The 12,597-nt window shown below is 42.9% G+C and carries 15 protein-coding genes; 9 read left to right on the forward strand and 6 right to left on the reverse strand.

Going from position 1 to position 12,597, the window contains the following annotated elements; genetic code table 11:
• Positions 1–6 precede the first annotated feature (6 nt).
• Both torC and torE read right to left on the reverse strand, forming a co-directional pair.
• Positions 7–1,191 carry a pentaheme c-type cytochrome TorC gene (gene torC / locus R7E51_RS03615; RefSeq protein WP_206957366.1) on the reverse strand — a complete coding sequence of 395 codons (1,185 nt, stop codon included), beginning with the start codon at positions 1,189–1,191 and terminating at the stop codon, positions 7–9.
• Between the two features lie 50 nt (positions 1,192–1,241).
• Positions 1,242–1,421 (reverse strand): trimethylamine N-oxide reductase system protein TorE, encoded by a 180-nt coding sequence (gene torE / locus R7E51_RS03620; RefSeq protein WP_005378141.1) that lies wholly within the window; start codon positions 1,419–1,421, stop codon positions 1,242–1,244.
• A 462-nt stretch (positions 1,422–1,883) separates the two neighbouring features.
• On the opposite strand from torE, the gene R7E51_RS03625 reads away from it, so the two are divergent.
• Positions 1,884–2,696: an ABC transporter permease gene (locus R7E51_RS03625; protein ID WP_047100766.1), complete on the forward strand. Its 813-nt coding sequence runs from the start codon at positions 1,884–1,886 to the stop codon at positions 2,694–2,696.
• Between the two features lie 354 nt (positions 2,697–3,050).
• Complete coding sequence (locus R7E51_RS03630) at positions 3,051–3,188, forward strand: hypothetical protein (protein ID WP_005378145.1); 138 nt, start codon at positions 3,051–3,053, stop codon at positions 3,186–3,188.
• Between the two features lie 85 nt (positions 3,189–3,273).
• On the opposite strand, the gene focA is transcribed toward R7E51_RS03630, so the two are convergent.
• On the reverse strand, positions 3,274–4,134 hold the full coding sequence (focA, locus tag R7E51_RS03635) for a formate transporter FocA (protein ID WP_005378146.1): 861 nt from the start codon (positions 4,132–4,134) through the stop codon (positions 3,274–3,276).
• Positions 4,135–4,433: 299 nt separating this feature from the next.
• On the opposite strand from focA, the gene R7E51_RS03640 reads away from it, so the two are divergent.
• Positions 4,434–4,667, forward strand: coding sequence for a TIGR02647 family protein (locus R7E51_RS03640; protein ID WP_005387662.1), 234 nt, complete (start codon positions 4,434–4,436; stop codon positions 4,665–4,667).
• A 43-nt stretch (positions 4,668–4,710) separates the two neighbouring features.
• Here R7E51_RS03640 and R7E51_RS03645 read toward each other — a convergent pair whose 3' ends face one another.
• Positions 4,711–5,157, reverse strand: a complete 447-nt coding sequence (locus R7E51_RS03645) for a PACE efflux transporter (protein WP_042522041.1) — start codon at positions 5,155–5,157, stop codon at positions 4,711–4,713.
• 89 nt (positions 5,158–5,246) lie between these two features.
• Here R7E51_RS03645 and R7E51_RS03650 point away from each other — a divergent pair, with 89 nt between their 5' ends.
• From R7E51_RS03650 to R7E51_RS03660, 3 genes are read left to right on the forward strand one after another with little or no spacing between them, the layout of a single operon-like run.
• A complete protein-coding gene (locus R7E51_RS03650) occupies positions 5,247–6,125 on the forward strand; it encodes a LysR family transcriptional regulator (protein ID WP_005378151.1) in 879 nt (292 codons plus the stop codon).
• A gap of 18 nt (positions 6,126–6,143) precedes the next feature.
• The gene (locus R7E51_RS03655) at positions 6,144–6,971 is read left to right on the forward strand and encodes an NAD-dependent epimerase/dehydratase family protein (RefSeq protein ID WP_064353801.1); all 828 of its coding nucleotides are present in this window, start codon (positions 6,144–6,146) and stop codon (positions 6,969–6,971) included.
• Entirely contained in the window at positions 6,968–7,606 is a 639-nt protein-coding gene (locus R7E51_RS03660) for a YdcF family protein (protein WP_064353800.1), read from the forward strand. The genes R7E51_RS03655 and R7E51_RS03660 overlap by 4 nt, the downstream gene beginning before the upstream one ends.
• A 60-nt stretch (positions 7,607–7,666) precedes the next feature.
• Here the strand turns inward: R7E51_RS03660 and R7E51_RS03665 are convergent, their stop codons facing one another.
• Both R7E51_RS03665 and cysS read right to left on the reverse strand, forming a co-directional pair.
• Entirely contained in the window at positions 7,667–8,245 is a 579-nt protein-coding gene (locus tag R7E51_RS03665) for a thymidine kinase (RefSeq protein WP_064353799.1), read from the reverse strand.
• 87 nt (positions 8,246–8,332) lie between these two features.
• A complete protein-coding gene (gene cysS / locus R7E51_RS03670; RefSeq protein ID WP_005378155.1) occupies positions 8,333–9,715 on the reverse strand; it encodes a cysteine--tRNA ligase in 1,383 nt (460 codons plus the stop codon).
• Between the two features lie 202 nt (positions 9,716–9,917).
• On the opposite strand from cysS, the gene R7E51_RS03675 reads away from it, so the two are divergent.
• From R7E51_RS03675 to R7E51_RS03685, 3 genes are all read left to right on the forward strand, one after another.
• A complete protein-coding gene (locus tag R7E51_RS03675; protein WP_005378156.1) occupies positions 9,918–10,412 on the forward strand; it encodes a peptidylprolyl isomerase in 495 nt (164 codons plus the stop codon).
• Positions 10,413–10,472: 60 nt separating this feature from the next.
• Positions 10,473–11,210, forward strand: coding sequence for a UDP-2,3-diacylglucosamine diphosphatase (gene lpxH, locus R7E51_RS03680; protein WP_005389817.1), 738 nt, complete (start codon positions 10,473–10,475; stop codon positions 11,208–11,210).
• A gap of 98 nt (positions 11,211–11,308) precedes the next feature.
• A complete protein-coding gene (locus R7E51_RS03685; RefSeq protein ID WP_005378158.1) occupies positions 11,309–12,523 on the forward strand; it encodes an EAL and HDOD domain-containing protein in 1,215 nt (404 codons plus the stop codon).
• The last annotated feature ends 74 nt before the right edge of the window (positions 12,524–12,597 follow it).

Raw genomic sequence — 12,597 nt, forward strand, 5'->3', positions numbered from 1 at the left:
CGCTTATTAGTGGTGACCTTCAGCATAATCTGAAGAGTGTTTCTGTAGATACTTCAAGATCAGTGCTTCACTGTCTGTATCTAGGTTAACGAACGCCAACATACCGTCGAACATACCTGGCCAGGTGTTCGCGTCGAAGTGCGCTTCCGCAGGTTGAGTGTGACATACAGAACAATTGGTCTTGTAGGCTTCACGAGATTTTTCCCAAACAGGATTGATGTCGTTCAGCATAGACTCTTTCTTAATCCATACTTTCGCCGCTACTTTTTCCCAAGGAAGGCCTGTTAACTCATCCACTTTTTTCTCACCAGTCGTCACAATGTTGCTGTCTGTTGCTGCTTCTTTCATCAGAGACGCAGTCGCAATGTTCTTACCGAAGTCTTCTTGAATTACACGACCAAAACCTTTTGCTTTGCGCCAACCGTCAATTTCGATCTCAACAAACTCGCCTTTGTCTTCAAGAACTTTAACGGTCGATGCAGGATTAAGAAGACCAGCTTCTTTACTGCCTTGCGCATCAAAGTAAATTGGTAGGTGACGAACGCTCACGAGTTGCTGACCAACGCCGTAATCAGTGTTAGAAGTCATACCCTCTAGATCACCCACGATACCGCCAATGTTTTCCATGCCTGCTGGTAGGTTGTGCGCAATACCCTTGTGACAGTCAACACAGCTTTGATCTTTCTCAGCGGCTTGCTTCATTTGGATACGAGCCGTAGGAGACATTTGCTCGAAATCCATCGATTCGTAGTTGTGACAGTTTTTACACTCCAGAGATTTGTTTGCCGAGAAACGATCCCATTCGTGTTTAGCAAGTTCGATACGACGCTCTTCGAACACACCCGGTTCGTCGTAGTTGCCAAATACTTGTGCAAATACTTCTTTAGAAGCTTGCATCTTACGAGCGATCTTATCTGTCCAGTTATGTGGAACGTGACAATCAGGGCAGGTAGCACGAACACCAGAGTGGTTTTTCCAGTGCACCGTTTCTTGTAGCTCAACGTACACGTTGTCACGCATTGTGTGACAACTAATACAGAATTCTTCTGTGTTGGTTGCTTCTAGAGCGGTGTTAAAGCCACCCCAAAAGATAACACCAGCAATAAAGCCGCCCATAGTCAGCACACCTAGGCTGATATGTACAGCTGGGCGCGTCATGGTACGCCACAGTTTAATGATTAATGATTTCATTATTTGCTCTCTTAAAATCTTTTCAAAAGTGTGGTTATGAGCTCACTGGCTTACATGCCGTGCGCGCCTGGAGGTCCAAAGAAGAAGACTTGCAACATCCAAACGATGAACCCGTAGCCGCCAACAAAGGCCACACTCAGAATTGGGAAGAGAACAACTGCAATGAAGAGGAACGACTTCCACTCCAGGGAGCGTTTTTCACCACTCTCAATTTTATTAACATCACTCATACATTTGCCTATTTTGTATCTAGTGTTATTGAAAAGCCCGCGTAACCAAGCTTAAGTTTTTTACAATCTCTAATGGAAAATGTTAGACCATACTAATAGTAGGGTTCAATCAAATAAGCGACCTCAGACCTTGTAATTCAACACTTTTTTGAGCTCATCCAGAGATATGATGGATTGATGTTATTTATTAAAAAACATGAACAGATGTGACAAAATAAGTCTTTTAAGGAGTTGTTAAATAACCAACATTTAAGAAACATCGATCACATTTAAATCGTAATTACCATGCCATAAATCGACTTAAAAACTCCGAAAAAGATAACCGTTTGTAAACAAAATGCTGCGTATTAATGTCGAAAATAGCACTCAAGATTTACTTTAAGAACAGCAAAAAGTGCACGTAGTGGTTCATATAAAGGGGAGGCTTAGATACAATTATTCGCGTATTTTCAAGGAGCGATTATGGACAACGTGGTGGATATAAGCTGGGTCAAACTGGCACTGTTTGGTTTGATTTTATTGGTCCCCTTCTTTATCAATGCCCGCTACAAATTAGGGATAGCAAAAGACACCATAATCAGTGTTATCCGAATGACACTTCAGCTCATATTGATTGGCGTGTATTTAGAATATCTTTTTCAATTAAACAGCTTACTTGTCAATATACTTTGGCTTGCCATCATGCTACTGATTGGTGCCAGCTCAATTGCGGGAAAAGCTCGCTTACCTAAAAAGCCACTTATGCTTCCGCTACTAACGGGCCTTACCTGTGGTCTAATACCACTTCTGATAGCAATTACAGCAGGCTTAGTGCAACCATCCCCTATTTACAATGCGCAGTACATGATCCCACTTGCTGGTATGTTATTGGGTAACAGCTTGAGTAGTAATATCATCGCTCTTCAGAATTTGTTTACGGCTTTTGAGCAGAGACAAGCAGAATATGAGGCTGCAATCTCACTTGGAGCCTCTCCTCGCTACGCATCCTTCCCCTTCATTCAGGAGGCTCTTAGAAAGTCCCTTGCCCCGACTTTAGCTTCTATGGCCACTACAGGGCTGGTTACCTTACCGGGTATGATGACCGGTCAAATTCTAGGTGGCGCGAGCCCGATGGTTGCGATTAAATACCAGTTAGTAATTATGCTGGCTATTTTCGTCATGTTGAGTGCCTCCGTAACCATAACGTTAGAAATGACATTGCGCTGGGTACAAACCAAAGAAGGCCGAATAAAGATAAAAATCGAGCAACCCGAATCGACCAAAACTCATGGTTAGCTGGCGCTTGTGGGTAAAGACCGTTAAACAACTTATATTGCCAAGTCGAACATACTTATAACTGAATAACTCAACTATTCTTCGAGCACTCATCAAGACGCTTTCAGATGAAAAGTCAGGCAGAATTCTTTTTGATATAAGCCTCTAATTTTATGAAATTTTCTTTGCAAGTTTAGATACGCACGACCTTTGATACAGGTTATCCACAGAAAATGTGGATAAGCCCCCAAAACCCATACGCAACCAGAAACATAGCAACATAAGTGATCAATCGAATCGTCATGCATTGATCACGTGACTGACATGTTCTAATTTTAAAGTAAAGGCAGTGACCACAAACTTGGAGAGACGTACATGGATGTCTTAATGATCAAAGAAAATTACGATGAACTCCTGTCCGATGCACCTCTGGATTGGCTCGTTCAAGAACCAAAGGAAGTAACTTCTCATTGGCTCCCAACCGATTTTGGCATCAACGAAGAGTTGATTTAACATGACTCGACTTATTTGACATTTGCAGAGACAAATAAAAAGAAAGGCGAACCATCTGGTTCGCCTTTCTTGTGATCTTCTAAACTTATCGCAAATGGTTATCTTCATCGCGTAGATAAATCATCCAATACCACATGCCAACAAATACGCCACCACCAATAATGTTTCCTATCGTAACAGGAATTAGGTTGTTTACGATGAACCCCATCATGTTTAAGTCCGCGTAGTTTGCAATATCTGCCCCTGTCATTTGCCAAAACGCTTCTGGCGCAAAGTACTTAATACCAATCGCCATAGGTACTTGGAACATGTTCGCAATACAGTGCTCAAAACCTGCCGACACGAACATAGCCACAGGCAAAATCATGACCGCTATTTTATCTGTCAATGTTCGCCCACTAAACGTCATCCAAACTGCAATACAAACTAATACGTTACACATAATGCCAAGCGCAACAGCAGCAAAGAAACCATGATGTAATTTGTGTTGGGAGATCGCCATCGCGTTAAGACCAACTTGGCCATGATCAAACATATATTGCTTGGTAACTAGCATACAGGCCACGAGCAAAATGGCCCCAACCATATTGCCAAAGTAAACCACCAACCAGTTTTTGATAAGTGCTTGCCAAGAGATTTTTCCACTCGCACGCGCAACTAGTGTCAGCACAGAGCTAGTGAAAAGCTCGCCGCCAGTAACCACCACCAAAATCAAACCAAGGCTAAATGCCAGACCACCAATGAGTCGTGTAATGCCCCAAGGCAGCTCGCCTGCGCCTGTCGTTACCGTGGTATAGAAGATGAAAGCAATACCAATATGAAGCCCCGCAGAAATGGCGAGCAGAAAAGATTTGATTGGAGCTTTCGTTGCTTTGCCTACCCCCACTTCAGCCGCGCGTTCCGCAGCTTGTGGCGGTAATAGTGAGTCAAACTGATTAAAGTTCATTCTGGTGTAACATTTAGAAACATTTAAAGAGGCGCGGATAATCGCTCTATTTCCCTATTTTTTCAAGTGCTATTTGGCGTGTTTACTAAAATCGTTGTTATTGGGAGATCAAGCAATAAATAGCGCCTATCATTCGCTACCGTAAGTATCATTGATACTTAACAAGTATTCGGCCTTTCGAACAAAGATCCTGCGTTATATCAGCCTGATAGCGCCATACTTAACACTTCTTGTCGTTGAATGTTGCCCAACGCTACTTTTCAGACTAGCTTGGTAAAAAAAGCGCAAAGGAATCATTTATGAAATATTCAGCTGAACATATCGCCGAATTGAATCTACTTCTTCAGTTCGACCTAAGTAGTGCTGCAACTGGTATTAAAGTTCATACAGACGCGTCAGAAGAAATGCAGGCAGCCGTTGCTCGTCTATATAAGAAGCAACTTTGTACACAGCCTGACGGTGGTTATCTAACAGACGAAGGCATTGAAGTTGCAGAACATGCAGATAAGATTTTGAGAGTTCTGTCTGTGTAATTTGAACAAAAAACGCCACCGAACTCGGTGGCGTTTTTTAGTCCTATATTTTTCCTGTCGATGCCTGTGGCAATAATCGCTTTTTCATTTTGCTAAATGGTTGAACCTTGTCATACAACCAGTTAAAACCAGTGGCATAAAATAGGAAGAAAACGAGGAAGCCGGCTTCCAGCATCAGAGCTTGAAGAAGCGTAATTTCTAAGAACCAGGCAATCACAGGTAGAGAGATAAAGATCAATCCTCCCTCGAAACCAATAGTGTGTCCAAGCCGCATCGCTAAACTTCGCTCAGCTCGATTATCACCAAACCACTTATCAAAATACAAGTTGTAGATGTAGTTCCATATCACGGTATACATGCTCAACCCGACCCCAACCAACGCGAGATCACTAGAACCCTTTCCAGTGATCAATGAAGCCGCTGGTACAATAATCGCGAGTGCGATTAACTCAAAAAGTACTGCATGAAAAATTCGTTCGTTACGAGTCATATTTCTCTGTCCAAATAGTTCTACTCAATGCTTAGAATTTTATCTATCATTTAGATAACCAAAAGTTAGATACCATCGGTTTAAGCGATATGTTTACCATCGAACAACTGCAAGCTTTCATTGCTACATCAGAAGCAGGATCATTTTCAGGAGCAGCTAGAAAACTGGGGCGAGCTCAATCTGTAGTGAGCCAGCACATCATGAATATGGAGATCGACTGTGGTGTTGAGCTTTTCGATCGATCAGGCAGGTACCCTAAATTAACTGAGAATGGCCTCGCGCTCGTACCTTATGCACAAGCAACAATCAGCCAACTCGACCGCCTAAACAATAGGGCATCGCAGCTCTTTTCCACGCCAACGAACAAATTAGTCTTAGCTATTGATGAAGGGATTCCTCTGACTCGCTTGCCGGATGTGCTAAAGAAGTTAGAGCAACGCTTTCCACACTTACAAGTTGAATGCTTAACGGCTTCAAGCCCTGATATCATTGAATTGGTTAAGTCGGAACGCGCCACGACTGGGATTATTTTGAGTGATTTACAAATGCCAAGACACATCGATTTCACCAATCTTGGCAATATTGCATTTGATGTCTATGTCTCTTCAACACATCCTTTAGCAAAGCAGCAAATCACTCACATTGATCAACTAAAACAACATCGTCAATTGGTCATACGATCCAAAAGTGCAGAGCCATGTGGTCTCAATCAAGCATTTAGCCCAGATATCTGGTACGCTGATAACTACTATATTTTGTTGGAATTGGCGAATAAAGGGTTTGGTTGGTGCTTTCTACCACAGCATTTAGTCGCGTATTCACCTAATACATTAAAAAAGGTTGGGGATGATTTCACAAAACTGGCTTGGCAAGTCAATGTTGACCTTATTCAGCACCAGAAATGGCATTCAGATCCCCTCCATCAACAAGCCAAAGCAGAACTGCTCAACCTATTCGGGCAGACATAAGTAAGTAGGAAGACCCAAATGGCAAATACATTGATCGTAGGTGCAGGCTGGCTCGGAACTCCGCTAGCAGAAACATTGATGAAAGATGGACACTATGTTGTCGTCACTCGTCGTAGCCAAACTCGATTAAAAGAGTTACCCACCTCATTAACTCACTCCGCATTGTTCGATTTCAATCAATTGAACGCCACAGCACGGCTAGATGAGTTGCTCAAACAGCATCAAATTACGCACGTTATCGGTGCTTTTCCTCCAGGGTTTCGTAAAGGACGCGGTCAAGAATATGCCCAGCAATGGCAAATACTTGCCAACGCAGCTAAGCAAAACAACGTTGAAAAACTTCTCATGATCAGCTCTACCACGGTTTACCCTAACCTTGCTTCCGATATGGAAGAAGCTGACGCGTCACTCTCTTTAGCAGCCGAAAGCCCTTATTTCTCTGATAATGCACGTATTATGCTTCAAGCAGAGCAGCATGTTATCGACTCGAATATTAGCTTTGTTATTCTACGTTGTAGCGGATTAATCGGGCCAGATAGACACCCATCTCGCTTTGCAGCAAGGCTTCAACAAGTTAGTCGTAAAGCACCAGCTAATATGCTTCATCAAGATGATGCTGTCTCGGCTGCGAAATTTGCCTTAGGCAATTTAAGCAACCAAGTCATTAATGTGACGACACCTCATACTGTCAGCAAGGCTGAGTTCTACCAAGCTGCCATAAACAAAATCGGAAGTGAGATACCTCTTCCACCCGTCACAGAGCAAGCTGACAAGCGTATTCTTGCTGACAAACTACTCTCACTTGGTTATCGATTTCACTTCAATTCAACTTTGGATGCGCTATGAGACTCTATAGACATATAGAAACGCTTTGGGATTACATGCAACTCAAACATAAACTGAAGCCTGCGGACTGTTTGTTTGTGATGTGCAGTAATGATGTGCGTGTAGCGGAGCACGCTGCCAAGCTCTACCACCAAAAGTTGGCACCTTTGATTGTATTTTCAGGGGGTGAAGGTCGCTTCACAGATGGACTGTTTGAAAAAAGCGAAGCAGAAACCTTTGCCGAGATTGCAAAGATGTCGGGCGTTCCAAGTGAAGCAATTTTGCTCGAAACTGAATCCACAAACAGTGGAGAAAATGTTCGCTTTACTGAGCAACGATTAAAAGAGGAAGGAAAACAGTGTTTCTCGTTTATTCTGGTACAAAAACCGTTTATGGAGCGTAGAGCAATCGCGACATTTGAAAAACAGTGGCAGTCACCCTACACTCAGCTCCAAGTAAGCTCTGCGGCTCTTCCATTTTTTGAATACATTAATGAAGACATGCCATTAATGATGGTGCTAGAAGCACTAATGGAAGATTTCTCTCGCGTAAAAAGCTATCCAGAGAAAGGATTTCAAACCAAGCAGAACATCCCTCATCAAGTTGAATCTTCTTACCAGGTTTTACTCGAGCGGTTTGGTTTTGACTTAGGCTAGCTTTTTCTAACCGACAACAAAAAGCCACCAAGTACGGTGGCTTTTCTGTATCAATACGGCTTATTTACCGAGCGCTTCTTTGTAATGTTGGCGGCATACGGAGACATACTTATCGTTACCGCCGATCGCAACTTGATCGCCTTCTTTAATTGCCACGCCGTGTTCATCGGTACGAATAACCATATTCGCTTTGCGGCCACAATGGCAGATTGTTTTGAGCTCAACCAGCTTGTCTGCCCAAGATAATAGATACTTACTGCCTTCAAAAAGTTCGCCTAGAAAATCGGTGCGAAGGCCGTAACACAATACTGGAATATGCAACTTATCAACGACTTCAGTAAGTTGATAAACTTGTTCTTTCGACAAGAACTGACACTCATCAACAAGAATACAGTGACGTTTTTCAACCTCATTCAGACCTGCGATCTCTTGATACAAATTGGTATCCTGACGAAATAAATGTGCGTCAGATTGAAGACCAATACGAGAGCTCACTTTACCGACACCAAAACGATCATCTAGCGCAGCCGTAAAAATAACTGGCGTCATGCCGCGTTCTTGATAGTTGAAAGAGGATTGAAGAAGCGTTGTTGATTTACCCGCATTCATTGCTGAGTAATAGAAATACATCTGAGCCACAGAGCATTACCTAAAGTTAAAGTTTTAATTTATGGAAATGGAAAATAAAAGGGCTGAATTATCAGCCCTTTAAAAATGAAAATTCAATTACTTACGACGCCACGTTGTGCCTTCTGGACCATCTTCCAGAACAATGCCCATTTCGGTCAGCTTGTCACGAGCCATATCTGCATTCGCCCAATCTTTCGCAGCGCGAGAGTCATTACGTAGCTTGATCAGAGCTTCGATTTCAGCCACTTCATCATCGTTACCCGCATCACCTTTTAGGAAGGCTTCAGGATCTTGGTGAAGAATACCGATCACGTCAGCTAGTTCACGCATTAGCGCACCGAGTTCGCTCGCTTTCTCTAGGTTTTCTGTCTTCAGACGGTTAACTTCTCGCGCCATGTCGAACAGTACTGAGTAAGCTTCTGGTGTGTTGAAGTCATCGTTCATCGCTGCAGTGAAGCGAGATACGTATTCTTCACCACCAGCAGGCGCAGCGTTTAGGTCTAAACCACGTAGAGATGTGTACAGGCGCTCAAGCGAAGCACGTGCTTGGTTTAGGTTATCTTCGCTGTAGTTTAACTGGCTACGGTAGTGACCAGACATTAGGAAGTAACGCACTGTTTCAGCATCGTAGTGACCAAGAACGTCACGGATAGTAAAGAAGTTACCTAGAGATTTAGACATCTTCTCACGGTCTACCATTACCATGCCGCTGTGCATCCATGTGTTCACGTATTGTGTATCGTGTGCACAGCATGATTGTGCGATTTCATTTTCATGGTGTGGGAACTGAAGGTCAGAACCACCGCCGTGAATGTCGAAGTGGTTACCTAGGATTGAAGAGTTCATTGCTGAACACTCAATGTGCCAACCTGGACGACCAGGACCCCATGGTGACTCCCACGTTGGTTCACCCGGCTTTGACATCTTCCAAAGTACAAAGTCTAGAGGGCTGCGTTTTGCTGTTTCGATATCAACGCGCGCGCCAGCTTGAAGCTGATCAAGGTCTTGCTTAGAAAGCTTGCCGTATTCGTTGAATTTACCTACTTCAAACATTACGTCACCGTTATCTGCAACGTATGCAAAACCGCGCTCGATTAGCTTCTCAACCAATTCGATGATTTCAGCAATAAACTGTGTCGCACGAGGTTCAACGTCCGGACGTTTCATGTTCAGCGCATCAAAATCAGCGTGCATTTCACCAATCAAACGCTCAGTCAATGAATCGCAAGACTCACCATTTTCTGCGGCACGTTTGATGATCTTATCGTCGATATCTGTGATGTTACGTACAAACGTCAGATCGTAGCCCAAGTAGCGAAGGTAACGTGATACAACGTCAAAAGAGACGAAAGTACGACCGTGACCAATGTGACAGAGATCGTAGATGGTAACTCCACAGACATACATACCGACTTTGCCAGCTGTAATTGGTTTGAATTCCTCTTTCTGTCTTGTGAGTGTGTTATATATCTTTAACATGATCTCTATCTATGATTGTGAATGAATAAAAGAAGATGAGTATATCAACTCCAACCTAGTTAGGTAATAGCAATTAACCGATAAAACGATAATCGGCTAAACTTCAAGCACAAAACGAAGAATTTCCTCTTCCTGAGTTTTTAAAGCACTAGAACTTAGGCTAGAATCTCGGGCTCAACACAACACAGTAAAGGAAAGTAGCATGATCACCCTTCACACTAATTTTGGTGACATCAAGATTCAACTAAACGAAGAGAAAGCGCCAGAGACAAGCGCAAACTTCCTTCAGTACTGCCGCGACGGTTTCTACGACAACACGCTTTTCCACCGTGTTATTGACGGCTTCATGATCCAAGGTGGTGGTATGGAGTCTGGTCTACGTGAAAAAGCGACTCGTGCACCTATCAAGAACGAAGCAAACAACGGCCTAAGCAACAAAGTGGGTACACTTGCTATGGCACGTACTATGGAGCCGCATTCAGCAAGCTCTCAGTTCTTCATCAACGTAAACAACAACACATTCCTAGACTTCCGTAGCGAAAGCCTAGATGGTTGGGGTTACTGTGTGTTCGGTGAAGTAATCGAAGGCATGGACATCGTAAATAAGATCAAAGGCGTTAGCACTGGTTCTTACGGCATGCACCAAGACGTACCTCTAGAAGACGTAGTAATCACTGGTACAACAATTGAAGAGTAATTCTTAGGAATTATTTTTAAAAGATAAGTTAATGGGGAGGCATAGCTTCCCCTTATTTCTATGACGACATTATTTATTTCCGATCTTCACCTTACCCCATCACGTCCTGATATCACGGAATGTTTTGTGACGTTCATGCGAACAGAAGCAACAAAAGCTGATGCACTTTATGTACTCGGCGATCTGTTTGAGTTCTGGATTGGTGACGATGACAACACCCCTTTTGCAGACCAAATCCGCGCAGAATTTAAAGCACTGACGGATGCGGGTGTGCCAACTTTTTTCATCCAAGGCAATCGAGATTTTTTACTCGGCAAACGCTTTTGCAAAGAAACCGGTATGACATTACTCGACGATGTCTGCACGATTGATCTTTATGGTCAAAAAGCCGTAATCCTACATGGCGATACGCTCTGCATTGACGATGTGAAATACCAAGAGTTTAGAAAAACCGTTCACAAGCCATGGCTACAATGGTTGTTTAACCGTATTCCTTGGTTCATTAAGAAGAAAATTGTCTCAAAAGTTCAATCCGATATTCGTGATGATAAAATGAGCAAGTCATTAGATATCATGGACGTCAACCAAAATGAGGTCGAGAAAGTAATGTCTCAGAACTGCGTCAACTTAATGATTCATGGTCACACACATCGCCCGAACACACATTTTTTTGACGTTGATGGCGTTAAAAAGACCCGAATTGTTTTAGGGGATTGGTATACGCAAGGCTCAGTTTTAAAAGTAAATTCTGATAGTTTTGACCTACAAACGAGACCGTTCATACAGAATTTGCGTTAAGCATGTAGAGCGTGTAGAAGATTCACGCTCAAGTCGTAGATATTTTGTAAAAAATCGCTATTATCATAATACTAAGTTAAACAGAACGAAGTACCTAATTGAAGTATTCTTACGTAGCTCGCCAACCGATTCTGGATAGAGAAAAACGAACCATAGGTTACGAACTCCTCTTTCGAGACGGCCCTAAAAATACCTTCCCTGAAGTAGAACCAGAGCTGGCTACTAGTCGACTGCTATCCGATCATTTTTTATCGACGCATTACAACACATTAGGAAACAAACTTGGCTTTGTTAACTTTCCGCATCAAAGCTTGGTGAACTTGGTCCCAACTTTGTTTCCTAAAGAATCTCTCGTCATTGAAGTCCTTGAAGACTGCGAACCGACAGAAGAACTGTTAGAAGCCATCAAGCACCTTCATGAGTGCGGATACAAAATTGCTCTGGATGATTTTGTTCCGACGAAAGCTTGGAAGCGCTTTCTTCCATACGTTTCCATGATCAAGTTTGATATTAGACTTGTGCCGATCAAGAAAGCTGCCATTTTTATTCAGGCGTTGAGCCCATTTAAAATCGACTTTCTTGCGGAAAAGGTAGAGACCTATGAAGAGTTTGAGCAAGCTCTAGAAGCCGGTTTTAACTATTTTCAAGGGTATTTTTTTAGCAAACCTGAGATGATCCAGAAAAAACGGTTGAACCCCGCGTTTCTTACCGTCATCCAACTTTGTAAAGAGATTGCAGATAAGCCCATCGACTTCAATGAGGTTGAACGTCTGTTTTCGATTGATGTGACGCTGTCATACAAGCTGCTTACTTACGTAAATTCAGGATATACATTAACGACTAAGATCAAATCGTTCAGACAGGCGCTTATTTATCTGGGTGAAGAGCGACTACGACGCTTTATTTCCTTAGTTGCAATTGCCTCCGTTCAAGAAGATAAACCTGACTCTCTTTACTCTTTAGCGATTCAGCGTGCACGAATGTGTGAACTGCTACTTAGTCAAATGAACACTAGGTATGACCCTGGGCAGGCTTTTTTGACAGGCATGTTTTCTTTGCTCGGATCTTTGCTCGATCAACCGCTCTCGGATGTCATTGAAGATATCCCCGTTGACGAAGATATAAAACTCGCATTAACCAGTCGAAAAGGCGTACTTGGTCACTTACTTTCGATGACGATCGCCTACGAACAAGCGGACTGGGAGTTAGCCGAGCGATATTGCACCGTTCTTAAATTAACCGAACCTCAATTAGCAGACGCTTTTAATCAATCGACGGAATGGGCTCAAGAACTGCTGTCTCAAACGCCCTAAACGGCTATAATGCCCCAAAGAATACCTGCGACCTCACTTATGTGGGGTTGTTTGTTTTTACCGCTTAATTAATC

The organism is Vibrio sp. Vb1166 (assembly GCF_033338695.1).
GTDB classification, from domain to species: Bacteria; Pseudomonadota; Gammaproteobacteria; order Enterobacterales; family Vibrionaceae; genus Vibrio; species Vibrio alginolyticus.